This is a genomic window from Halomonas sp. HAL1 (genome assembly GCF_030544485.1).
Taxonomy (GTDB): Bacteria; Pseudomonadota; Gammaproteobacteria; order Pseudomonadales; family Halomonadaceae; genus Vreelandella; species Vreelandella arctica.
Map to the genome: position 1 here is coordinate 480,616 of NZ_CP130610.1, position 22,511 is coordinate 503,126.

The following is a 22,511-nucleotide window of genomic DNA, read 5'->3' on the forward strand; positions in this document are numbered from 1 at the left end:
GTCGTTGGCGCTATCATTGGCTTAATAGTGTGGCGGAAGTTCATCCTCGGGGCGCTGGCCGCCCTGAGGTTCGCTTGCTTGAAGTGCTTGATGCTGCTCGCGCAGGCGTTCGCGCATCAGCCCACTCAACTGTTCCAGTTTTTCCAGGCGGCGCTCCTGCTGAATCACCGCTTGGTCCAGCGTGTCCAGCCAGTGCTCTTGATGCGCTAAGCGGTTTTCTAAAGATTCAACAAGCTGGGTTAGCTCGGCAGGCGATAATTCGTGGGTCATGATAACATTGCAACCTTATGTAGTAGTATGCCAGTGCTATTGGGAATGGGCCTGATAGTGCGGGTATTGTCCTTCGTCTGTTACCCATACAACAAGAGAGCTTTTATTTTCTATGAACCCAAAAGTTGTGTTTCGCTGTTTCTTAATCAGTGTATTACTTGCCGCCCCCACGCCACTTCTGTTGGCGGGGATTGTTCGTTTAACCAATAGTGCCCTCGCCGAGCAATTAATGGAGGTGTTGGCAGACAGTAGCGGTGTCTATATTGCTGTTGCTATCGGGTGTTTTATTGTTCTGTGTATTGGCACATTAGCGTCTGCTGCTTTTGCGCCCTCAGTAGTGGTGGCGTCTGATGTGGTAGCACGTCCTAAGCCTGCAGCGCGCCAGCCTCAAGCGGCTGCTCCCATGGACGATGATGAGGAAGAAGATATCATTGACCCCAATGATGGCCGTGAAGAGGGGGAAGTGAAGTGGTTCAATACTAACAAAGGCTATGGTTTTATTACCCGCGATAATGGTGAAGATGTCTTTGTACACTTTCGCGCCATTCGCGGCCGTGGCCCGCGTATGTTAGCTGAAGGCCAAATTGTGCGTTATCACGTGATTAAAAATGAGCGTGGTTTGCAGGCCGACGATGTGAGTATTATTGAGTAAGCTTAACGACTAGCTAAATTGATCGTAGGATAGTAAACGACCCCGCTTCGGCGGGGTCGTTTACGTTTATAGGGTCTGTTAACGACCCGAATCAGGCCACTCGATGGCTCCCTCTTTGCCGCCTGGAAGCACTTGCCAGAAGCGGTCAGGGTCATCGCCGGGGTTCCAGCTGCCCAGTGAGCATCGCACCTCGGTCTGAAGCGCCTCTGCGGCTTGCTGAGCGCACTCTTGGTCGGTCATCCAAGGGGTGTGGTTGCTATCAAACCATAGGCTGGCAAAGCCATCGGCGGCTTTGTCTACTAATAATACCGGCACGCAGTCGCCCTGATACTGCCCTCGGGTTTGCCATTTGCCTTTGCCTGTCGGGCTGAGCGGCGGTGCGATTAGCGTGCTTTTTAGCCACTCATTGAGTGCCTCCAGCGAGACGCTAGCCAGGTAGATTTCTATATCGGGATAACGCTCCATCATACGTTTACCTCGCCGGAGATGAGCAGCGCTTGCAGCGTCGCTTCGTAAATCCGGCTTAAGTCGTCGAGGTCGCTAGCGCGAACGCGCTCATTGACCTTGTGGATGGTGTCGTTCAGCGGGCCTAGCTCGACCACCTGAGCGCCCAGGGTAGCAATGAAGCGGCCATCCGAGGTGCCGCCGCTGGTAGAAAGCGCTGGGCGCTCGCCAGTCACTGCTTCAACGCCTTTAATGGCGGCGTCAACCAGCGCGCCTTCCGCGGTTAAAAACGGCTCGCCGTTGAGCGTCCAGTCTACCTGATATTCCAATCCATGCTGGTCGAGAATGGCCTCGGTGCGCGACTGAAGTTGATGATGGGTAACCTCGGTGGAGAAACGAAAGTTAAACACCACTTCCACATCGCCAGGAATCACATTAGTGGCCCCGGTGCCTGCGCGCAGGTTAGAAATCTGAAAGCTGGTGGCAGGGAAGAAGTCGTTGCCCGCGTCCCAATGCTCATTGACTAGCGCGTCGAGTGCTGGCATCGCTTGATGGATAGGATTGCGTGCTAAATGCGGATAGGCCACGTGGCCTTGCACGCCCTTGATGTGTAGCGTGGCGCCGAGCGATCCGCGACGTCCGTTTTTGATCACATCACCCAGCCGATCGGTGGACGAAGGCTCGCCGACAATGCAGTAATCGAGGCGCTCATTGCGCTCGCGAAGATGTTCAACCACCGCGCGGGTGCCGTCGACCGCCGGGCCCTCTTCGTCGGAAGTGATCAGAAAGGCAATGCGGCCGTCGTGCTCTGGATGATTCGCGACAAAGCGTTCAACGGCGGTCAGCATGGAAGCGAGGCTGCCTTTCATATCGGCAGCGCCACGCCCGCACAGCATTCCCTCTGCGTCGATGCAGGGCTCGAACGGGGGGTACTGCCAGTTGATATAAGGGCCGCTGGGCACCACATCGGTGTGGCCCGCGAAAGCCACGACGGGGCCGTGATGACCGCGCACTGCCCAAAAATTCTTTACATCGCCAAATGGCAGCCGCTCAACATTGAAACCGAGCGCTGTTAAACGCTCGATCATGAGTTCCTGGCAACCTTCGTCGTCCGGCGTTACCGAGGCTCGGCTGAGCAGCTCAAAGGCAAGTTGCAGCGTCGGCGACAGCGCTTCAGGCTCAGTTGTGGGCATGCAACGCCTCGTTCAGGGCGATGGCACTTTTGTTGGTCAGGCACTCAATGCGGCCGTTCTGCGAGTTGCGGCGCCACAGCTGATCGTCCTGGCTTGCCAGCTCGCGGGCAGAAACGGTTTTTACTTCCTGGCCCTGATCATCCAGCAGCGTTACTTTGGAGCCAGCAGTAATATAGAGACCCGCTTCCACCGTGCAGCGGTCACCCAGGGGAATGCCGATGCCAGCGTTGGCGCCGATTAAGCAGCCTTCGCCGACTTTAATGACGATATTGCCGCCGCCGGAGAGGGTGCCCATGGTCGAGCAGCCGCCGCCGAGGTCTGAACCTTTGCCGACCATTACACCCGCCGAAATGCGGCCTTCGATCATGCCGGGGCCTTCGGCGCCTGCATTGAAGTTGACAAAGCCTTCGTGCATCACGGTGGTGCCTTCGCCCAAGTAAGCGCCAAGACGCACGCGGGCAGTGTCGCCGATGCGGATACCGGTAGGCACCACGTAGTCGGTCATTTTGGGAAATTTGTCGACGCAGTCCACGGAGAGCGCGCGCCCCGCCATGCGCGCCTTCAAGCGGCGTGCAGGCAGCTCTTCAATATCGATCGCGCCTTCGTTGGTCCAGGCAATATTGCGTAGCAGACCAAACATGCCGGTCAGGTCCAGCCCGTGGGGCTTTACTAAACGGTGGGAAAGCAAATGGAGCTTGAGGTAGACCTCGGGAGCGGTCTGTGGTGGCTGGTCGGTGTCCAGAAACATGGCCACCAGCGGGCGCTGGCTAGCGGAAAGCGCTTCAGCGAGCTCTGCTTGAGCGGAGTGGCCAGCGGCCTCTAAGGCTTTTGCCAGGTGTGTGCAGTCTTCAGGCAAAAAGCTAATCGCAGCGTTGCCTTGCGGCGCATCCAGCGCTTGCTGAGCAGCGGCTACCAAGCTCGCATCGGGATTGAATAGCGGTGCCGGGTAGTAGATTTCCAGCCAATCGCCCTGAGTGTTTTGGGTGCCAATTCCAAGCGCAAAGCTCAGCATAAGAGAGTGTCCTGTAGTGATGAAAGGTGGAGAATGAAGAATGAGTGCGGCTAGCGACTAACCGCTCAGCTTGTCGTAATCGCCGTCGCGGTAGCCAACCAACATGGTTGAGTCGTCTACTTCTAGTAGCGGTCGCTTCAGTAGCGTGGGATGTTTCACCAGCATCTGGCGAGCTGACGTATCAAAGGCATCTTTCTCTTCTTGAGGGAGGTCGCGCCAGGTTTTGCTACGTTTGTTGACGACATCGACAAGCGGTACGCGTTCTAAAATATGCTCAAGCAGACCCGCCGAAAGGCCATCTTTGCGCAGGTCGTAGGTCTTGAACGCAATACCTTTGCCTTCCAAGGCTTTTCGCGCCTTACGGCAGGTGTCGCAGGTATTAATAATATAGAGCGTCAGCATACAGCCTCCATGAACCAAAGCGTTATCGCGGTTAACCGCGCTCAATAAGATGACGGATACGCTGCGCCGCTTCCAGCGTAGGCGCCAGTTCGGCTACCAGCGCTAATCGCACACGTCCTGCGCCGGGGTTAATGCCGTTTGCCCCCGTGCGGCCCATTAAGCTGCCGGGTAATACGCTTACATGCTGCTCGGCAAACAGGCGCTGGGTGAAAGCGATGTCATCGCCGCCCGGTACTGCGGGCCAGAGATAGAAACTGGCTTGAGGCGCTGGGAAGCTCATGACAGGCGCAAGCACATCGGTCACTGCGCTAAATTTTTCCCGGTAGGCGTCGCGGTTAGCGCGCACGTGCTGCTCATCCTGCCAGGCGGCGATTGACGCGTGCTGAATGGGTAGCGACATGGCGCAGCCGTGGTAGGTGCGGTAGCGCTTGAAGGGGGTTAGCAGAGCTGCATCGCCCGCCACAAAACCCGAGCGCAGGCCGGGCAAGTTAGAGCGTTTGGAGAGCGAGTGAAATACTACGCAACGCCGATAATCGTTACGGCCCAGTTCGGCGCAGGCTTGTAATAGACCGGGCGGTGGGGCGGTCTCGTCCAGATAAAGTTCCGAATAGCACTCGTCTGAGGCAATGATGAAATCGTGCTCATCGGCCAGTGCAATGAGTTGCTTGAACTCCTCAATGGGCGTGACAGCCCCGGTGGGGTTGCCCGGTGAGCAGATAAACACGATCTGCACTTCACGCCATGTCTCGGCGGACACAGCGTTAACGTCAGGTCGGAAATTGTTCTCAGCGGTGCAGTCTAGATAGAGCGGTTCACCGCCTGCCAAGAGCGCCGCGCCTTCATAAATCTGATAAAACGGATTGGGTACCGCGACTTTCGCCGGGCGTGTGCGATCCAAGGCTGCCTGCACAAAGGCAAAAATCGCTTCCCGGGTGCCGTTGACCGGAACGACATGCTGTTCGCTGTCGAGGTCGCGTAGCTGAAAGCGCTGCGTTGCCCAGTTAGCGATGGCTTCACGAAGCGCTGGCAGGCCGTTGGTGGCCGGGTAGCGGGCCATTTCCAATTGGTGCGCTACTAGGGCATCAAGCGCTGCTGGGTAGGGCGCGTGCTGTGGTTCGCCAATGGTCAGCGGTATATGGGCGAGCTCGGTGGGCGGAGTGAGCGTCGCCTTTAGCGCCGCCAGCTTTTCAAACGGGTAGGGATGCAGGGCGTCGAGATCGGCGTTCATGATGTGTCCGTTAGTGGCTGGCTGGCGTAAGGCGACGATTATAGGCAAGCCCCGGTTCGGGCTCAAACCTAACTGGGTGATCATGGTTCGTGAACTGGCTTGCCGGTGCCGAGGGCAGGTTTCCGCGAGGGCGCTGTGAACCCGTCCGTGGGCGCTACTTCCGACATCTGACCGCCATGGATGGCGGAAATGCCGGAATTGTTAGGAACATTTTCCGGCCCTGGAAAAAGATCCTCGCTTCCACCTGCCCTCGCACCTAGCTATTTGCATGTGAGCGCAGCTGCTTAAACCCCCAGTACCTCAATCAGCCGCTCGCGTAGCTGCTGTTGGCGTTCAGGGTCGGTCAGTGGTTCGCCAGCCTTGGTGGTAATGAAAAAGACGTCTTCCACCCGCTCGCCGAGAGTGGCAATTTTTGCCGCTGAAAGGGAAATATCCTGCTCCATGAAGATCCGCCCCACGCGGGCTAGTAGGCCAGGTCGGTCTGGGGCGGTTAGCTCTAGCAGCGTGCGTTCGTTGGCCGGGTCCTGCTCAATAAGTACTTCTGTGGGCACTTTAAAATGCTTGAGCTGGCGCGGCGTGTGACGCGTCACGATAGTGGGGTAGTCGTCGGGGTCATCCAGCTCTTCGACCAAGTGCTGGCGCATCTCTTCGATGTGGTTCGGGTCACGAATGGGCTGGCCGTGACTATCGAGCACAATAAAGGTATTCAGCGTCCAGTCATTGTGGGAAGTGGCGATGCGAGCATCGTGGATCGACAGCCCTAGCTGCTCCATGGCGGCAGCGGTGGCAGCGAATAGATCATCCACCGAACGGGTATGGATAAACACCTTGGTGCCGCCTTCGGCCATGTCGGCGGTGGGCGCGCTGATCAGTACCAGCGGCAGCGGCGACTGGTTGTGGTTCAGGATGCCTTGGGTCTGCCAGACAATCTCGCTGGGCGCATACTGGAGAAAGTAATCCTCCCCTAGCGACTCCCAGAGCTGGTCGATTTGGGCCCGATTAATCCCAATGGTTTGCAGCAGCGAGCGCGCCTCGGTGCGCGTTTCGCGTACCCAGTCATCTCTGTCAGGTGGGTTGTTCAGGCCGCGTCGCAGGGCGCGCTTGGTCTCAGCATGCAGTTGGCGTAGCAGTGTCGCCCGCCAGCCGTTCCATAGCGTTGGGTTGGTCGCGTTGATGTCGGCAACGGTGAGCACATACAGGTAGTCCAGGCGCGTTTCATTACGCACCACCAGGGCAAAGTCGCGAATCACATCGGGGTCGCTGATATCGCGCTTTTGTGCGGTCATCGACATCAGTAGGTGGTGCTCCACCAGCCAACTGACCAAGTTCGTATCGTGAGGCGAGACGTGATGCCGCTGGCAGAACTGTTCCACGTCCCGGGCGCCAATTTCCGAGTGGTCGCCGCCACGGCCCTTGCCGATATCGTGAAATAGCCCGGCAATCCACAGTAGATCCAGCTTGGGCAGCTGCTGCATCAGCGCTGCCGCCACGGGGAAGTCGCCTTTCGCTTCCGGCTTACGGAAACCATGCAGAAACTTGAGCAGCCGCAAAGTGTGGGCATCGACGGTGTAGATATGAAACAGGTCGTGCTGCATCAGTCCCACGGCACGGCCAAACTCGGGCAGGTACTTGCCCAAAATGCCGTAGCGGTTCATGCGGCGAAGCTGGCGCGGTACGTTGCCAGGGGCGCGCATAATGGCCATAAACAGCCGCTGGTGGCGCGGGTCTTCCCGATAGTGGTCGTCAATTTGGTGGCGGTGATCACGGATCAGTCGGATGGTGTCGGCGCGCACCCCTTCAATTTCGGGGTGCTTGGCCATCAACAGAAACAGCTCCAGCATCGCTGCCGGTCGCTCGCTGAACAGGTTGCGCGAGCGAACCTGAATATAGCCGCCTTTGGTCTCGAAACGCTCATTCAGCTTGACGGTTTCCAGTGCCTCTTTGCCGCGCAGGATCACTTCGTCAAAATGCTGCAGCAGCATGTCGTTAAGGCCCGCGAGCGCGGTGACGTGGCGGTAGTAGCGCTTCATGAATTGCTCAACTGCGAGGCGCTCAGGCGTATCGCGAAAGCCAAACATTTCGGCAATGGTGCGCTGATGGTCAAACAGCAGGCGGTCTTCGGCGCGGTCGGTGAGCATATGCAGGGCGTAGCGTACCTGCCATAAAAACGCCTGCCCCTGGCTCAAGATGCGTAGTTCGGCGTCGTTCATAAAGCCGTTAGCGACGATGTCGGTGTACTGCTCGGTGCCGAAGTGACGCTTGGCGACCCAACCAATCATCTGGATATCGCGCAGGCCGCCAGGGGAGCTTTTAAGGTTCGGCTCCAGGTGGTACTCGGAGTTGTTGTAACGGTAGTGGCGGGAGATCTGCTCCTGCCACTTGGCCTCAAAGAAGCGGTCAGCGGGCCAGATGTGTTCCGCACTGAGGCGCTCGCGCATCGCGTCGCGCAATGCCTCCGGCCCCGCGATCAAGCGGGATTCGAGCAGGTTGGTGATCACGGTCACGTCCGCTTCGGCTTCCCGTTCGCAGTCGTTGAGCGAGCGCACGCTGTGACCAATCTCTAGGCCAATATCCCACAAAAACGTGATAAAGGCGGTAAGCGGTTCACGATAAGCGGTGTCGTCGTCCTGCTCCAGCAATAGCAGCAGATCAATGTCGGAGTGCGGGTGCAGTTCGCCCCGGCCATAACCGCCGACTGCGACCAACGCGATGCCGTCATCGGGCCACTCATGCTGCGCCCAGGCAATTGCAAGTAGTTGGTCGAGATACCAGGCGCGGCCGCGCACCAGGTCACGGATATCCGCACCGGCGCGAAACTGGTCGTCGAAGCGTGCCTGTAGTTCGCGCAGCGCGGCTTTGAAAGGGGCGACCGGGGAGCGCGAACCAGCAAGCTCGGTGCGAAACAGGTCTAAATCGAAAAGCGAGGTGTCCGGCTCAAACCGGTAGTGGTGAAGGAGCATCAGTTGGTCAAAAAACTGAAGTCTTCATCGCGACGCGCGGTCAGCACTTCAACGCCAGATTCAGTGACCAGCAGCGTGTGTTCCCACTGGGCGGAGAGACTGCGGTCCTTGGTGACGGCGGTCCAGCCATCGCGCAGTACCTTGGTTTTATAGTCACCGACATTAATCATCGGTTCGATGGTGAAGCACATGCCAGCAGCAAGCTTGATGTCGGCGTCCGGCGCGTAGCCGTCGTAGTGCAAAAACTGCGGCTCTTCGTGAAAATCAGCGCCGATACCGTGTCCGCAGAAGTCGCGCACCACCGAGTAGCCGTGCTCTTCGGCGTGCTTTTGAATCACTCGAGCCAGTTCGGAAAGACGTACGCCAGGTTTTACTAACTCAATGCTCTTGTACAGGCACTCCTGGGTGATGCGGCACAGTCGTTCGCCCTGAATAGTATCACCGACCACGAACATCACGCTGGAGTCGCCGTGATAGCCGTCCTTGGTCTTGACGGTGATGTCCAGGTTCATGATGTCGCCGTTCTTGAGTTTCTTGGCGTCATCGGGAATGCCATGGCACACCACATGATTAATAGAAGTGCAGGTTGCCTTGGGAAAACCGTGGTAGTTCAGCGGTGCCGGGGCCGACCCCAGTTCGTTAACGATATAGTCGTGGCAAAGACGGTCGATTTCCCCCGTACTGACCCCTGCCTGGACATGAGGGGTGATCATTTCGATAACGCTAGCCGCTTGGCGCCCGGCTTCGCGCATGTGTTCGATTTCAGAAGGCGTCTTGATAGGAACGTTCATGAATACTCGATATGGATTCAGAATGGAAAAATTGAATGGCGCAATTTAAGACCGTCAAACGGGGTGCGACTTCATCTTGGCAATGATCTATGGTATAAAGCCGCGCGCTTTCCTGCAATCGTGATTCCGAGCTTCTTGGCTGGGAAAGACGGCAGTAGGGCAGGGCGATGAATCCGCAGCGTGCCCATTAAAGAGCACACTGCTTACTATCAAGCCTTAAAAACACACATGCACCGGCACATGGTCCCGGGTGCCGCTGGCAGCGTTTAACGCGGTCAACGGTCGGATCCATGGGGTGCGTGGAGGCCTAACCCGAGTTTGAGGAGTTTTACCATGTCTCACGTTAATATGCGTGACCTGCTGAAAGCAGGCGCTCACTTTGGTCACCAGACCAAGTACTGGAATCCGAAGATGAGCAAATTTATCTTCGGCGCGCGCAACAAGATTCACATCATCAACCTTGAGCACACCCTTCCGGCGCTGAATGAAGCGATCGATGTGGTCGAGAAGATGGCGGCATCCAACAACAAAATTTTGTTTGTTGGCACCAAGCGCAGCGCTAGCAAGGTAATTAAAGAAGAAGCGAACCGTGCAGGTCAGCACTTCGTCAACCATCGCTGGTTGGGCGGCATGTTGACTAACTTCAAGACCATCCGTCAGTCGATTAAGCGTCTGCGCGATCTTGAAACCATGCGCGAAGACGGCACGTTCGAGAAGCTGACCAAGAAAGAAGTCCTGGTAGCAACTCGCGAGCAAGAAAAGCTTGAGCGTTCTATCGGCGGTATCAAGAACATGGGCGGCCTGCCGGACGCACTGTTCGTTATCGACGTTGACCACGAGCGTATCGCGATTAACGAAGCCAACAAGCTGGGTATCCCGGTTATCGGCGTGGTGGACACTAACTCCAACCCCGATGGCGTTGATTACGTAATCCCAGGCAACGATGACTCCATCCGCGCTATCCAGATCTACGTTAAAGCGATTGCGGATGCGTGTGGTCGTGCCAAAGAAGGCAACGCACAAGAGTTTGTTGAAGTGACCGAAGAGGCCGCTGCAGCTGAAGACAACACTGCCGCCGAGTAATCGCAGCAGTGGGTGCGGTAAGCAGGTGTGCCGCATCAAGATAAAGGGGGCTATGCCCCCTTTTTCCCGCGACAGATGAACTGTCTGAGCGGACGAATTTGCCGGCACTCAATACCGGCCCCGCAATACAGAGAGACATAGGGCAGTGTGATACATGATGGTCATTTATCATGCCTATACTCTGTGTTGCGTTTAACTCTCATAGAACCATTTCAGAGGTGAATTCTCATGGCAGCTATCAGCGCCTCTCAGGTCAAGGAACTTCGCGAACGTACCGGTCTCGGCATGATGGAGTGTAAAAAAGCACTCACCGAAACCGACGGCGACATCGAAGTTGCGATTGAAAACCTGCGCAAAAACTCAGGTCTAAAAGCGGCTAAGAAAGCCGACCGCATCGCCGCCGAAGGTGTTGTGGTAACGCGTGTAGCGGAAGATGGCAGCTACGGCGTAATGGTCGAAATCAACTCCGAGACTGACTTTGTTGCTCGTGATGATAACTTCATCACGTTTGCCGACAAGATTGTCGGTGCTTTCTTCGCTGCAAAAAATGAAGATGTTGCCGCCGTGATGGCGGGCGAGCTGGAGACGGCACGCGAGCAGTTGGTTCAGAAAATCGGTGAAAACATCGGCGTACGTCGTGCCGTGGTTGTTAACGCTGCAGACGGTGGCTTAGTAGGTGAATACGTCCATGGTGGTCGTATTGGTGTTCTAACCGTGCTGACCGGTGGCACTTCGCAAGTCGCTAAAGACGTTGCAATGCACGTAGCTGCGATCAATCCTGCGGTTGCCCATCCTGCCGACATGCCCCAAGAGCAGTTGGATCAGGAAAAAGCGATTATTCTGGCGCAGCCGGATATGGCTGGTAAGCCGGAGCAGATCGCTGAGAAAATGGTTCAAGGTCGTTTGAAAAAGTACCTGGCTGAAAACAGCCTGACCGAGCAGCCGTTTGTTAAAGACCCGAACCAGACCGTTGCTGAATTCGTCAAAGCAGCCGGCGGGGAAGTGGTTGGTTTCACGCGCTTTGAAGTTGGCGAAGGCATCGAGAAAGAAGAAGTCGACTTTGCTAAAGAAGTTATGGAACAGGCTGGCCGTCGCTGAGGTCAGAGGTTTCAGAAAGAAGATGGCGTGCGCGCGAGCGCACGCCTTCGCGTATCCGGCCTCTGTATAATTGATGCTAGTATAACCGGCTCTTTTTTTATCGGTTTTATATGTTGTCAGTTTTATACACAGGGGCTGCCCCGCCTGCCTGTGTTCAGGTCTGCCTCAGGAGAGATGCCATGTCACGTGATGTTGAAGAACCTACCCCCCACGTAGCACCCAGCAAAGGCAAAGCTGAGAGTTCGAAGTCAAAATACAAGCGTATTTTGCTCAAGCTTTCTGGTGAAGCGTTAATGGGTGAACACGATTTTGGTATTGACCCTAAGGTGCTTGACCGGATGGCGCTGGAAATTGGTCAGCTAGTCGGCATTGGCGTGCAGGTGGGTATCGTCATTGGCGGTGGCAACCTGTTCCGCGGCGCGGCGCTCAATGAAGCTGGCATGGATCGCGTCACGGGTGACCACATGGGCATGTTAGCCACCGTGATGAACGCGTTGGCTATGCGCGACGCTTTAGAGCGCTCCAACATCCGTTCGCGGGTGATGTCTGCTATCCCGATGAGCGGTGTGGTAGAACATTATGACCGCCGAACCGCTATTCGTTATTTAACCTCCGGGGACGTAGTGCTGTTCTCTGCAGGAACGGGTAACCCCTTCTTCACCACCGATTCGGCAGCCTGTTTACGCGGCATTGAAGTGGACGCAGATGTGGTCATCAAAGCGACCAAAGTGGATGGCGTCTACAATAAAGACCCGGTAAAACACCCAGATGCTGTGAAGTATGACCAGCTCTCTTACGATGACGCCCTGGATCAAAAGTTGGGCGTGATGGATTTGACCGCAATCTGCCTGGTACGTGACCATAATATGCCGGTGCGGGTATTTGATATGAATAAGCCTGGTGCTCTACTGAATATGGTAGTAGGGGGCAAGGAAGGCACGCTGATATACAGAGGGTAATGACGTGATTAACGATATTAAGAAAGATGCCGAATCGCGCATGAAAAAAAGCGTTGAGGCGCTGAATAGTAACTTCAACAAGATTCGTACCGGTCGTGCTCACCCGAGTATTTTAGACGCCGTTACGGTGGAGTATTACGGCAGCCAGGTGCCGCTTAGCCAAGTGGCGTCGGTTAACGTTGAAGATGCTCGCACGCTGAGCATTGTGCCGTGGGAGCAAGGCATGGTGCCGAAAATTGAAAAGGCCATCATGACCTCTGACCTTGGTTTGAACCCGGCCAGCGCCGGTACGGTGATTCGGGTGCCGATGCCGATGCTCACCGAAGAAACCCGCAAAGGTTACATTAAGCAAGCACGTAGCGAAGCCGAAAATGCCCGCGTTGCGGTGCGTAATGTACGTCGTGATGCCAACGGTGATTTCAAGTCGTTATTGAAAGATAAAGACATTACCGAAGATGATCAGCGTGAAGGTGAAGACGCCATCCAAAAGCTGACTGATAAATATATTGCTGAGATCGATAAAGCGCTGACTGCAAAAGAGCAGGATTTGATGCAGGTATAAACCTGTGATTTATGCAGCCACGGGCAGCTTATGCTGCCCGTTTTGCCACACTCTGGCTGGTTTTTTTATGAATGACCTTTGGGGCAAGAACTGATGACGCCACCGCAGCTTCCTGAAGAACAGCCGGACGATGCCGGTGCGCTTACTCAGGCCGGGGAGGCGCCGCCGTCGCACGTCGCCATCATTATGGATGGCAATAATCGTTGGGCGCGCGCGCGTGGGCTTTCAGGCGTCCGTGGGCACCGCGCGGGGGTAGAAACGGTGCGTGCAGTGATACAGCGGGCCGCCGAGCGCGAAGTGCAAACGCTCAGCCTGTTCGCTTTCTCCAGCGAAAACTGGAAGCGGCCCGCCGCAGAAGTGAATGCGTTGATGGAGCTTTTTTTGATGGCGCTTAAGCGTGAAGTCAAAAAGCTCAGTGAGCGCAATGTTCGCCTCTCGATTATTGGCGAACAGCGCGGTTTCTCCCATGCGATACAAAAGCATATTCAGCGTGCTGAAGCGTTAACTGCACAGAATACGGGCATGCACTTGGTGATTGCCGCCAACTATGGTGGCCAATGGGACATTGCCCGCGCGGCGCGCACCCTGGCCGAACAAGCCGCGGCAGGCGATTTGGCCCCCTCGGATATTGACGAAGTTTGCTTTGATAAAGCGATGGGGATTGATAATGTGCCGCCCATCGATCTGTGTATTCGCACCAGTGGTGAACAGCGGCTATCTAATTTTATGCTTTGGCAAATGGCCTATGCCGAGCTGCATTTTTCACCGCTGCTATGGCCTGATTTCGGTGCTGATGCGTTCGATGCGGCATTAAACGACTTCTGTCAGCGCCGTCGTCGCTTTGGTATGACGGACGAACAAATAGAGGCGCAAGGTGCTTAAACAGCGGATTATCACCGCAGCTTGGCTAGCACCGCTGGTGTTAGCTGGCCTGTTTGGATTGGACGGTGGCGCCTTTGCGCTGTTTACGGCGCTGATTGTGCTACTCGGCACCTGGGAGTGGGTCAATTTAGCCGGTATCACCCGCACAGCGCAGCGTGCTCAACTAGTGGCCGGTATGGCGGCGTTAATGCTGGTGATGTGGCTAATAGATGCCGCAACCTCGGCATGGCCGCTTTGGCTGGCCGCTGCAGGTTGGTTAATTAATCTTTACTGGGTAACTCGCTACCCTGCCGCTGGTCAGCAGTGGCAAGCTATCTCGCGACGACTGGCGATGGGGCTTTGGGTGCTATTGCCTTGCTGGGTCGGTTTTAACGTGCTGCGTGAGAGCGGTATGGCGTGGCTGTTGTTTGTGCTGTTGCTGGTGTGGTGTGCTGATATCGGCGCCTACTTTGTAGGCCGCAACTGGGGTAAGCGCAAACTGGCACCTCGCGTCAGTCCTGGCAAATCCTGGGAGGGCGTGTACGGCGGCTTAGCAGCGACGGCTATTCTGGCCGTTGTGTTTGCCGTGTGGCTATCACTGGGTATGGCCAGTAGCCTCACGCTTATCCTCGTGACAGCAGTCGTTACATTGACCTCTGTGCTTGGGGATCTGCTGGAGAGCATGCTCAAACGTCACCGCAATATCAAAGATTCAAGCCAGCTTCTGCCAGGCCACGGCGGGGTGCTGGATCGCATTGATAGCCTGACGGCGGCGATTCCGCTATTTGCGCTGTTTTATCTTGAAGTGCTTATGCCGATGCTGGTTCAGGGGCAGCCGCTATGAGCCAACGGCAGCATCCGCAAACTAAACCACCTACGCAGCGTGTGACGGTGCTTGGATCGACAGGATCCATCGGCACTAGCACGCTGGATGTAATCGGTCGCCATCCCGACCGCTATAGCGTCCATGCGCTTACCGCGCATACTTCAAAAGAGTCCCTGTTAGCTCAGTGTTTAACGCACCGTCCTGCAGTGGCTGTGCTGGATGATGATGTTGATGCTGCTTGGCTACGCCAAGAGCTCAAGCGTGCGGGTCTGCCAACCGAGGTGAGCGCAGGGCCAGAGGCGCTGTGTGAGGTTGCCCGTGACGCTAGTGTCGATTGCGTGATGGCGGCTATCGTGGGCGCAGCAGGCTTGCTGCCTGCACTGGCCGCCGCCGAAGCGGGCAAGCGCGTGTTGCTGGCCAATAAAGAGGCACTGGTGATGAGCGGCGCACTGTTTATGGACGCTGTTTCGCGTTCGGGTGCGGCGCTATTACCGATTGATTCCGAACATAATGCTATTTACCAGTGTCTACCAGCAGAACATCGCGGCGGCTTGGCGCGCCACGGCATTAGCCAGCTGTTGCTGACGGCCTCCGGCGGCCCCTTTCGTACCTGGAGTCAGGCTGATATTAATAACGTCACCCCCGAACAAGCCTGTGCTCATCCAAACTGGTCAATGGGGCGTAAAATCTCCGTTGATAGCGCCACGCTGATGAACAAAGGGCTCGAGCTCATTGAAGCCTGCTGGCTGTTTGATGCGACGCCTGAGCAGATCCAGGTGGTGGTACATCCACAAAGCGTGATTCACTCCATGGCGGCGTATCATGATGGCTCGGTGATTGCGCAGCTAGGTAATCCCGATATGCGCACACCTATCGCCTATGGGTTAGCATGGCCTGAACGTATTGACGCTGGGGTCGAAACACTGGATCTATTTCAGGTGGCGCGGCTAGATTTTGAAGCCCCCGATGAAGTCCGTTTCCCGTGTTTGGGACTTGCCCGTGAAGCAATGCTACAGGGCGGTATGGCGCCGGTAGTACTGAACGCGGCTAATGAAATAGCGGTTGATGCTTTTCTACAGCGTCAGCTCAGTTTTACGGCGATTGGACAACTGGTGGCCGACGTCTTATCACGCCCCTATGAAGGCCGGGTCGATAGCCTTGAAAGCGTTTTAGCAACCGATCGATGGGCACGACAGCAGGCGTTGGAACTGGTAACAAGGTGGTCCGCTTAAGCATTCGCTGGGCTGGTCTTTAAGCACGGGACGTTTAGGAGTGTAGTGTGGGCCTGATACAGAATATTTTAGCGGTCATTGTAGTGCTGGGCCTATTGGTAACCTTTCACGAGTTTGGCCACTTTTGGGTGGCAAGGCGTTGTGGCGTCAAAGTGCTGCGTTTTTCGGTAGGCTTTGGCAAGCCACTATGGTCACGTGTTGACCATCAAGGCACGGAATATGCGATAGCCGCGATTCCGCTTGGCGGCTATGTCAAAATGCTCGATGAGCGTGAGGCGCCGGTACCCGAAGATCAGCTCGATCAGGCATTTAATCGCAAGACAGTCTGGCAGCGCATTGCTATTGTGGCCGCGGGGCCGATCGCTAATTTCTTGCTGGCGATTGTTGCCTACTGGGTGCTGTTTGTCGCGGGAACCACCGTGGTCTCGCCGATGGTCGGCAGCATCGTGCCTGACTCACCAGCCGCCGAGGCCGGGCTTGCCAATGGCGATGAGATTATCGCCATTCAGGGCGACGAAATGCGCTCTTGGGAAGATGTGAATCTGAAGCTAGTGTCTATTATTGGCTTCAGTGGTGAGCTGTATATCGACGCACGTTCTGAAGGTGCCACTGACGTACAGCGCTTTGAATTACCTGTTACCGATTTTTTGGTTCGCCAAGATCCACCACAGCCGCTGCAAACGCTGGGTATTACCCCTTGGCAGCCGGAGTTTCCGGCAGTTTTAGGTCAAGTGGTCAGTGGTGAGGCAGCGGAACAAGCCGGCCTCATGGCGGGCGACACAATGGTCGCCATTAACGGCGAGCCAGTAGATGATTGGATACACTTTGTTAATATTGTGCGTGGTAATCCAAGCGAAACGCTGGAGCTCACCTACGAGCGCGACGGCGAACGGGCAACTGTTGATTTAATCCCAGGGCGTAACAGCCTGGATACTGGGGTCGAAATTGGGTATATCGGTGCCGGTGCTCAGCAAGTCGAGTGGCCAGCAGCGTTTCAGCGTGAGATTCGCTATGGTCCTATCGAAGCGGTAGGCCAAGCGTTATCACGTACTGGTGAGATGACGTTACTCACCGTTGACGCCATTCGAAAGATGTTGGTGGGGCTTATTTCACCTTCCAATCTCTCGGGGCCCATCACCATTGCTCAGATCTCTGGCGATTCGGCTCGTGCTGGGATGGAAGCGTTTATCGGTTTTCTAGCGTATCTTTCTATCAGCCTTGGGGTGCTTAACTTATTGCCTATCCCGGTGCTCGATGGTGGCCACTTGCTTTATTATTTTATGGAGATCGTACGTGGACGGCCAGTATCTGAAAAAACCCAAGCGGTAGGATTGCGCATTGGGCTTGCCATGGTCGGCTCCCTGATGTTGATGGCCCTCTATTTTGATCTGATGCGCCTGTGGTAATGACGCGTGTAGCGCGCAGGATGCCTTGTCATCTGCCTGCACAAATGTATATGGTGCCTTTCTGGAATGAACGGCAGACCAACGCGAGCGAATTGACTGCATGAAAATCAAGACCCTTGGAATGGCGGCACTCTTGCTGGCAGGCGCCAGCGGCGCCCAAGCACAATCCTTTGATGTTTCAGACATTCGAGTGGAAGGACTGCAGCGGGTATCCGCCGCCTCGGTCTTCAATGCATTTCCGGTAAGCGCCAATGAGCGTGTCAGCGAAGCAGAGTTAGCTGCCGCTGCCCGTGACTTGTTTGCCACCGGGCTCTTTGACGATGTCTCCCTGGCCCGAGAGGGGGACGTGCTGGTCATTCAAGTCGTCGAGCGTCCGACCATTGCACGACTGGAGATTAGCGGCAACGATCAGATAGCCGAAGAAGATTTGCGTAATGGCTTGCGTGAGTCGGGACTCTCGGAAGGCCAAGTACTGGAGCTCTCTACGCTTGAAGAGATTCAGCGTGAACTGGAAGGCGTCTACCAGTCTCAGGGTCGTTATAGCGCCAGTATTGATACTGAAGTTGAAGAGGTTGATGAAGGCCGTGTTCAGGTCAATATCAATATCAATGAAGGGGAAGTGGCCAAGATTCGTCAAATCAATATCGTGGGTAATGAAGCTTTTGACGATGAAACGCTGCGTGAGGTGTTCGAGCTAAATGATCGGCCAGGACGTATTTTCGGCTGGTTCTCAAGCGATGAGTACTCCCGTGAAGCGCTATCCGGTGATATAGAACGACTACGTTCGTTCTATTTAGACCGTGGCTACGTCAACTTTGATGTGACGTCGTCTCAAGTGTCAATTGGCCCGGAAAAATCTGAAATCTTTATTACCTTGAACGTCGATGAAGGCACTCAGTACCGCGTTGGAAATATTCGTTTCGCCGGTGATCTACAGATCAGCGAAAATGAAGCCCGCCAACTGCTGACTGTTGAAGAGGGTGAGATTTTTTCCCGCGGCGATGTCAATACGTCTACTGAAGCGCTACGCCAGCGTTTAGGTGCGGAAGGTTTCGCCTTTGCTGATATTCAGGGCGTGCCTGAAATGTCAGATGATGGTGAAACGGTTGATCTGGTCATTGCCGTCAACCCTGGCGAGCGTGCCTACGTGCGTCGTATCGAATTCTTCGGCAACACCACGACTCAAGACGAAGTGCTGCGCCGTGAGATGACTCAGTTGGAAGGCGCGCCGGCTTCCACCGAAGCCATTACCCAATCGCGTCAGCGGCTTGAGCGGCTGGGCTTCTTTAGCCAGGTAGAAGTAGATACGCAGCCTGTGCCAGGCGAACCTGATTTGCTCGACGTCACCTATAACGTTGAAGAGCAGCCTTCAGGCTCGGTTTCTGCCAGCGTTGGTTTCTCACAAAGTGCCGGCGTTATTTACGGTGTAGGCCTATCGCAGAATAACTTCCTGGGCACGGGTAACCGTGTAAACGTGGGCGCGCAGCGCAGTGATACCTTTACCAGCGTTAACTTTGGTTTTACCAATCCTTACTGGACGCTGGACGGGATTTCTCGCGGTTATAATGTGTTCTACCGCGAAACCGACTATGCCGATTCGGATATTTCGACCTTCTCGACGGATGCTTATGGGGCCGGTATCAACTTCGGTTACCCCGTTAGCGAGCTGTCGCGGCTTAACTTCGGTGCCAGCGTTGAAGACCTGTCGGTGAAAACCTACTTCGACACGGCCTCGGAAATTCGCCGTTATGTAGAAGACCAAGGCGAGGATGCGCAGAGTCTCAAGCTGACCGCCAGTTGGACTCGTAACAACCTCAACCGCGGCATTATGCCGACGGATGGTAGCTATCAGCGTCTGTCGGTAGAAACAGGTGTCCCCGGTAGCGATGCTGAGTATTACAAGCTGCGCGCGCGGGCTCAGCAGCTTTTCCCGATTAACAATGACGAGACCTGGGCGTTCAAATTTACCGGTAATGTCGGCTATGCCGATACGCTGGGTGGTAACGATCCTTATCCGTTCTATGAAAACTTCTACGCGGGTGGTCTTGGCTCAGTGCGTGGCTTTACGTCGAATACCCTGGGTCAACCCACCACGCCTGCAACTGAAGGCGGTCGCGATCGTACTTTGGGCGGTAATGTTTCAATTGAAGGCAGCGCTGAGATCATTTTCCCGATGCCCTTTGTTGAAGACCAGCGTGCGCTGCAAACATCGCTGTTCTTGGATGGCGGTAACACGTTCCTGAGTTCGTGCTACGACGTGCTTGCAGAAGATGCTGGCCGTCAGCAGTGTAACTCCGGCGTTGATCTTGGTGATTTACGCTACAGCGCTGGTATTGGCCTCTCATGGCTGACGCCGGTAGGCCCGTTGACTTTTAGCGTCGCCGAGCCATTGAACGATGAGAGTGGAGACGATACTCAGTTCTTCCAGTTCTCACTGGGCCAAACGTTCTAAGGGATGGTTGTTCTAAGAAGCAATTGTTCAAAAGGGCAGTCGTTCTAAAATTGCTAGACCGCGTGCCATGGTGGTGCGCGCTAGCGTGACCTAAGGAGTTAACACAATGCGTAAGCTGACAGCGGTTGTATGCCTGTTGGGCGCTATGATTTTGCCTGCCCACGCTGCGGAAGTCGCCGTATTGGACTGGCGCGCGGCGCTGATGAATACTCAGTCTGCACAAGCGTCACTGAGCAGTCTTGAAGGGCAAATCGGTAATCAGCAGCGTGAAGCGCAGAACCTGGGTAATGAGCTCCAGCAACTCCAGCAGCGCCTTCAGAACGAAGGCGAAACCATGGCGCAGTCCCAGCGAGAATCATTGATTGCCGAACTGCAGCAAAAAGGCAGCCGCTTTGAACAGCTTCGTCAGGAAGTGATGCAGGCCCAGCAGAGCTCTGAACAACAGTTTTTAGAGGGTGCTGAGGCGAAGCTGGAGCAGGCGGTTGCCCAGGTGCTCGAGCGCCACGGTATTGATGTGCTGGTCGAGCCTCAGGGCGTACTGCACTCAGGGGTTGACCTACCTAACGTGACCAACGAAGTCACCCAGATTTTTGATACCTTGAACTAATTTTAAACGATAATTGATGTGGCCTAGCCACACCAACGCTTCTCTGGGCTCCCATGACGCACGCTTCTCATCACCTTACCCTCGCAGACATTGCGCGCCAATTGGGCATCGCCGTTAGCGGTAATGCCCAGCAGCCGATACGTGGCTTGGCGACGCTAAAAGAGGCCCAGCCGGACCAAGTGGCCTTTCTAGCCAATCGCGCCTATTTGAAAGATTTGGCGACGACGAAAGCGGCGGCGGTGCTTCTGCACCCTGAGCATGGCAAGTACTGCCCTGTGCCTCGCCTTGAGATTGATAACCCTTATTTAGGCTACGCCAAACTATCGCAGCTGTTTGATCCCTTGCCCGCTCGCGACATTATGGGGATACATCCCACGGCAGTAGTGGCGGAAGACGCTCAGTTAGGTGCCTATGTCTCCATTCAAGCCCATGCTGTGATTGAAGCAGGTGTGGTACTGGGTGATCGCGTGGTGATCGGGGCTGGCAGCGTGGTAGGCGCCGACAGCATTATCGGCGAGGGAACGCGGCTACACGCCAACGTCACCCTCTGTCATGGCGTAGTGATTGGCAAGCGGGGAATCTTGCAAAGCGGCTGTGTGATTGGCGGTGATGGGTTCGGTTTTGCCCACGACGGCGCAGGCTGGCATAAGATTGCCCAGCTGGGCGGCGTCGTGCTGGGTGATGACGTTGAAGTAGGCAGTTGTTCCAGCATTGATCGCGGCGCGCTGGGTGATACGGTGATTGGCGATGACGTCAAAATTGATAGTCAGGTACAAATTGCTCATAACGTCATCATAGGCGACCACAGCGCTCTAGCGGGCTGTGTAGGTATTGCGGGCTCTACCAAGGTTGGTAAGCACTGTATGCTCGGGGGTGGCGTCGGTTTATCGGGCCATCTGACTATCTGCGATGGGGTGCAGGTGACAGGGATGAGTTTGGTCACGAATTCAATCCATGAGCCAGGGGTTTACTCTTCCGGTACCGGCGCCATGGCCAATACCCAGTGGCGAAAAAATGCAGTGCGTTTTAAACAGCTTGATGACATTGCTAAACGCCTAGCGAGGCTGGAAAAAAAGCAGCGTGATTAGTCTATGTGATGAGTGGTCGCTGAATGATTTATCCGCTGCTGGCTTGAGACTGGTTAGCGGCGGGGTATAATCCTCAACCTTTTAACCAGCAGGCGTGCTGGTGTTTACCTGACTCTCTTCATGAGTTCCAGGTTTTTTGTAATTTTAGAGGTCGCTACGATGGTTATGGATATTAATGAAATTCGCGAGTACTTGCCCCACCGTTACCCCTTTTTGTTGGTGGATCGAGTAACGCAATTAACCACCGGCGAATCCATCGTTGCGTACAAAAACGTCAGCATTAATGAACCGTTCTTCAACGGCCATTTCCCCCATCACCCGATTATGCCCGGTGTATTAGTGCTCGAAGCCCTTGCTCAGGTATGTGGCATTCTCGGTTTTAAAACGGTTAATAAACTGCCTGCTGATGGTTACGTTTATTATCTGGTAGGCAGTGATAACGTGCGCTTTAAGCGTCCTGTCATGCCGGGTGACAAACTCACGTTAGAAGCCGATGTGATCAAAGGCAAACGGGGTATCTGGAAATTTGCATGCCGTGCCACGGTGGATGGCGAACTGGCCTGCGAAGCAGAAATTATTTGTGCCGAGAGGAAGGTGGCTTGATACATCCTACTGCACTGGTCGACCCGACGGCGCGTCTTGCTGACGATGTTGAGGTAGGCCCTTTTAGCATCATCGGGCCAGACGTCACTATCGGCGCTGGCTCGGTGATTGGCCCGCATGTGGTGGTGAAAGGCCCCGCCACGTTAGGCGAGCGTACGCGTATTTTTCAGTTTGCCTCGGTAGGCGAAGACTGCCAGGACAAGAAATACGCAGGCGAGCCGACGCGGTTAGTCATGGGCGATGATAATGTGATTCGTGAAGGCGCCACGATCCATCGTGGTACCGTTCAGGATCGCAGCGAAACTACTATTGGTTCGCGCAATTTGTTGATGGCCTACGTGCATGTCGGGCATGACTGCGTGATCGGTAACGACTGCATTTTAGCCAATCAGGTCACCTTGGCGGGGCATGTCACTGTTGGCGATCATGTCATTTTGGGTGGTTTGGCGGCAGTGCACCAGTTCTGTCACTTTGGCGATCATGCCATGGCCGGTGGCGGTTCGATCATCACCAAAGACACGCCCGCGTACATTATGATTAATGGCAATCCTGCCGAAGCACGTGGCCTCAATCTGGTGGGCTTGAAACGGCGTGGCTTTAGCCGCGAAGCGATTAGTGCATTAACCGCCGCCTATAAAATGGTCTATCGTCAGGGGCTGACGACAGAGCAGGCGCTTATTGAAATGCGCAGCCGCTTTGAACTGCCTGAAGTCGAGCATTTTGCCGCCTCTATTGAGCGTTCGACCCGCGGCATTACCCGCTAACCCATGCTAAACCGTCTG

At 55.3% G+C, this 22,511-nt stretch carries 22 protein-coding genes; 14 read left to right on the forward strand and 8 right to left on the reverse strand.

The window, feature by feature from the left end; translation table 11 throughout:
* Positions 1-21 precede the first annotated feature (21 nt).
* Entirely contained in the window at positions 22-270 is a 249-nt protein-coding gene (locus tag Q3Y66_RS02300) for a SlyX family protein (RefSeq protein WP_008959888.1), read from the reverse strand.
* 112 nt (positions 271-382) lie between these two features.
* On the opposite strand from Q3Y66_RS02300, the gene Q3Y66_RS02305 reads away from it, so the two are divergent.
* Positions 383-922 carry a cold-shock protein gene (locus tag Q3Y66_RS02305; protein WP_008959887.1) on the forward strand — a complete coding sequence of 180 codons (540 nt, stop codon included), beginning with the start codon at positions 383-385 and terminating at the stop codon, positions 920-922.
* A gap of 78 nt (positions 923-1,000) precedes the next feature.
* Here Q3Y66_RS02305 and Q3Y66_RS02310 read toward each other — a convergent pair whose 3' ends face one another.
* The 7 genes from Q3Y66_RS02310 to map form a co-directional block, all read right to left on the reverse strand.
* Positions 1,001-1,390, reverse strand: a complete 390-nt coding sequence (locus tag Q3Y66_RS02310; RefSeq protein WP_035587449.1) for a hypothetical protein — start codon at positions 1,388-1,390, stop codon at positions 1,001-1,003.
* A complete protein-coding gene (gene dapE, locus Q3Y66_RS02315) occupies positions 1,387-2,559 on the reverse strand; it encodes a succinyl-diaminopimelate desuccinylase (protein WP_008959885.1) in 1,173 nt (390 codons plus the stop codon). The genes Q3Y66_RS02310 and dapE overlap by 4 nt, the downstream gene beginning before the upstream one ends.
* On the reverse strand, positions 2,546-3,571 hold the full coding sequence (dapD, locus tag Q3Y66_RS02320) for a 2,3,4,5-tetrahydropyridine-2,6-dicarboxylate N-succinyltransferase (protein WP_008959884.1): 1,026 nt from the start codon (positions 3,569-3,571) through the stop codon (positions 2,546-2,548). The genes dapE and dapD overlap by 14 nt, the downstream gene beginning before the upstream one ends.
* Positions 3,572-3,628: 57 nt before the next feature.
* The gene (locus Q3Y66_RS02325) at positions 3,629-3,973 is read right to left on the reverse strand and encodes a Spx/MgsR family RNA polymerase-binding regulatory protein (protein ID WP_008959883.1); all 345 of its coding nucleotides are present in this window, start codon (positions 3,971-3,973) and stop codon (positions 3,629-3,631) included.
* Between the two features lie 31 nt (positions 3,974-4,004).
* Positions 4,005-5,201, reverse strand: a complete 1,197-nt coding sequence (gene dapC, locus Q3Y66_RS02330; RefSeq protein WP_008959882.1) for a succinyldiaminopimelate transaminase — start codon at positions 5,199-5,201, stop codon at positions 4,005-4,007.
* A 284-nt stretch (positions 5,202-5,485) separates the two neighbouring features.
* Positions 5,486-8,161 carry a [protein-PII] uridylyltransferase gene (locus Q3Y66_RS02335; RefSeq protein ID WP_008959881.1) on the reverse strand — a complete coding sequence of 892 codons (2,676 nt, stop codon included), beginning with the start codon at positions 8,159-8,161 and terminating at the stop codon, positions 5,486-5,488.
* Positions 8,161-8,952 carry a type I methionyl aminopeptidase gene (gene map / locus Q3Y66_RS02340; protein ID WP_008959880.1) on the reverse strand — a complete coding sequence of 264 codons (792 nt, stop codon included), beginning with the start codon at positions 8,950-8,952 and terminating at the stop codon, positions 8,161-8,163. The genes Q3Y66_RS02335 and map overlap by 1 nt, the downstream gene beginning before the upstream one ends.
* 333 nt (positions 8,953-9,285) lie before the next feature.
* On the opposite strand from map, the gene rpsB reads away from it, so the two are divergent.
* The 13 genes from rpsB to lpxA all read left to right on the forward strand — a co-directional run bounded on the left by rpsB (position 9,286) and on the right by lpxA (position 22,493).
* Positions 9,286-10,035, forward strand: a complete 750-nt coding sequence (gene rpsB, locus Q3Y66_RS02345; RefSeq protein WP_008959879.1) for a 30S ribosomal protein S2 — start codon at positions 9,286-9,288, stop codon at positions 10,033-10,035.
* Between the two features lie 228 nt (positions 10,036-10,263).
* Positions 10,264-11,133 (forward strand): translation elongation factor Ts, encoded by an 870-nt coding sequence (gene tsf / locus Q3Y66_RS02350; RefSeq protein ID WP_008959878.1) that lies wholly within the window; start codon positions 10,264-10,266, stop codon positions 11,131-11,133.
* Between the two features lie 179 nt (positions 11,134-11,312).
* On the forward strand, positions 11,313-12,092 hold the full coding sequence (pyrH, locus tag Q3Y66_RS02355) for a UMP kinase (RefSeq protein WP_008959877.1): 780 nt from the start codon (positions 11,313-11,315) through the stop codon (positions 12,090-12,092).
* 4 nt (positions 12,093-12,096) lie between these two features.
* Positions 12,097-12,654 carry a ribosome recycling factor gene (frr, locus tag Q3Y66_RS02360; protein ID WP_008959876.1) on the forward strand — a complete coding sequence of 186 codons (558 nt, stop codon included), beginning with the start codon at positions 12,097-12,099 and terminating at the stop codon, positions 12,652-12,654.
* A 93-nt stretch (positions 12,655-12,747) separates the two neighbouring features.
* A complete protein-coding gene (uppS, locus tag Q3Y66_RS02365; RefSeq protein ID WP_008959875.1) occupies positions 12,748-13,536 on the forward strand; it encodes a polyprenyl diphosphate synthase in 789 nt (262 codons plus the stop codon).
* Positions 13,529-14,359, forward strand: a complete 831-nt coding sequence (locus tag Q3Y66_RS02370) for a phosphatidate cytidylyltransferase (protein WP_008959874.1) — start codon at positions 13,529-13,531, stop codon at positions 14,357-14,359. The genes uppS and Q3Y66_RS02370 overlap by 8 nt, the downstream gene beginning before the upstream one ends.
* Positions 14,356-15,573, forward strand: a complete 1,218-nt coding sequence (gene ispC, locus Q3Y66_RS02375) for a 1-deoxy-D-xylulose-5-phosphate reductoisomerase (RefSeq protein ID WP_008959873.1) — start codon at positions 14,356-14,358, stop codon at positions 15,571-15,573. Before Q3Y66_RS02370 ends, ispC begins: the two co-directional genes overlap by 4 nt.
* A gap of 47 nt (positions 15,574-15,620) precedes the next feature.
* Positions 15,621-16,979, forward strand: coding sequence for an RIP metalloprotease RseP (rseP, locus tag Q3Y66_RS02380; protein ID WP_008959872.1), 1,359 nt, complete (start codon positions 15,621-15,623; stop codon positions 16,977-16,979).
* A gap of 100 nt (positions 16,980-17,079) precedes the next feature.
* The gene (gene bamA, locus Q3Y66_RS02385; protein ID WP_368411720.1) at positions 17,080-19,431 is read left to right on the forward strand and encodes an outer membrane protein assembly factor BamA; all 2,352 of its coding nucleotides are present in this window, start codon (positions 17,080-17,082) and stop codon (positions 19,429-19,431) included.
* 106 nt (positions 19,432-19,537) lie between these two features.
* Positions 19,538-20,038: an OmpH family outer membrane protein gene (locus Q3Y66_RS02390; protein WP_008959870.1), complete on the forward strand. Its 501-nt coding sequence runs from the start codon at positions 19,538-19,540 to the stop codon at positions 20,036-20,038.
* A 53-nt stretch (positions 20,039-20,091) separates the two neighbouring features.
* The gene (gene lpxD, locus Q3Y66_RS02395; RefSeq protein WP_008959869.1) at positions 20,092-21,126 is read left to right on the forward strand and encodes a UDP-3-O-(3-hydroxymyristoyl)glucosamine N-acyltransferase; all 1,035 of its coding nucleotides are present in this window, start codon (positions 20,092-20,094) and stop codon (positions 21,124-21,126) included.
* 159 nt (positions 21,127-21,285) lie between these two features.
* Positions 21,286-21,729 carry a 3-hydroxyacyl-ACP dehydratase FabZ gene (fabZ, locus tag Q3Y66_RS02400; protein ID WP_008959868.1) on the forward strand — a complete coding sequence of 148 codons (444 nt, stop codon included), beginning with the start codon at positions 21,286-21,288 and terminating at the stop codon, positions 21,727-21,729.
* Positions 21,726-22,493 carry an acyl-ACP--UDP-N-acetylglucosamine O-acyltransferase gene (gene lpxA / locus Q3Y66_RS02405; RefSeq protein WP_008959867.1) on the forward strand — a complete coding sequence of 256 codons (768 nt, stop codon included), beginning with the start codon at positions 21,726-21,728 and terminating at the stop codon, positions 22,491-22,493. Before fabZ ends, lpxA begins: the two co-directional genes overlap by 4 nt.
* The last annotated feature ends 18 nt before the right edge of the window (positions 22,494-22,511 follow it).

Bases quoted from the DNA above. Each gene is read 5' to 3' on its own strand.
- Q3Y66_RS02335 (WP_008959881.1), bottom strand. From the start codon at position 8,161: ATGCTCCTTCACCACTACCGGTTTGAGCCGGACACCTCGCTTTTCGAT.
- rpsB (WP_008959879.1), top strand. From the start codon at position 9,286: ATGTCTCACGTTAATATGCGTGACCTGCTGAAAGCAGGCGCTCACTTT.
- ispC (WP_008959873.1), top strand. From the start codon at position 14,356: ATGAGCCAACGGCAGCATCCGCAAACTAAACCACCTACGCAGCGTGTG.
- uppS (WP_008959875.1), top strand. From the start codon at position 12,748: ATGACGCCACCGCAGCTTCCTGAAGAACAGCCGGACGATGCCGGTGCG.
- fabZ (WP_008959868.1), top strand. From the start codon at position 21,286: ATGGTTATGGATATTAATGAAATTCGCGAGTACTTGCCCCACCGTTAC.
- Q3Y66_RS02390 (WP_008959870.1), top strand. From the start codon at position 19,538: ATGCGTAAGCTGACAGCGGTTGTATGCCTGTTGGGCGCTATGATTTTG.
- map (WP_008959880.1), bottom strand. From the start codon at position 8,952: ATGAACGTTCCTATCAAGACGCCTTCTGAAATCGAACACATGCGCGAA.
- lpxD (WP_008959869.1), top strand. From the start codon at position 20,092: ATGACGCACGCTTCTCATCACCTTACCCTCGCAGACATTGCGCGCCAA.
- dapD (WP_008959884.1), bottom strand. From the start codon at position 3,571: ATGCTGAGCTTTGCGCTTGGAATTGGCACCCAAAACACTCAGGGCGAT.
- pyrH (WP_008959877.1), top strand. From the start codon at position 11,313: ATGTCACGTGATGTTGAAGAACCTACCCCCCACGTAGCACCCAGCAAA.
- Q3Y66_RS02305 (WP_008959887.1), top strand. From the start codon at position 383: ATGAACCCAAAAGTTGTGTTTCGCTGTTTCTTAATCAGTGTATTACTT.
- Q3Y66_RS02325 (WP_008959883.1), bottom strand. From the start codon at position 3,973: ATGCTGACGCTCTATATTATTAATACCTGCGACACCTGCCGTAAGGCG.
- Q3Y66_RS02300 (WP_008959888.1), bottom strand. From the start codon at position 270: ATGACCCACGAATTATCGCCTGCCGAGCTAACCCAGCTTGTTGAATCT.
- tsf (WP_008959878.1), top strand. From the start codon at position 10,264: ATGGCAGCTATCAGCGCCTCTCAGGTCAAGGAACTTCGCGAACGTACC.
- dapC (WP_008959882.1), bottom strand. From the start codon at position 5,201: ATGAACGCCGATCTCGACGCCCTGCATCCCTACCCGTTTGAAAAGCTG.
- dapE (WP_008959885.1), bottom strand. From the start codon at position 2,559: ATGCCCACAACTGAGCCTGAAGCGCTGTCGCCGACGCTGCAACTTGCC.
- bamA (WP_368411720.1), top strand. From the start codon at position 17,080: ATGAAAATCAAGACCCTTGGAATGGCGGCACTCTTGCTGGCAGGCGCC.
- Q3Y66_RS02310 (WP_035587449.1), bottom strand. From the start codon at position 1,390: ATGATGGAGCGTTATCCCGATATAGAAATCTACCTGGCTAGCGTCTCG.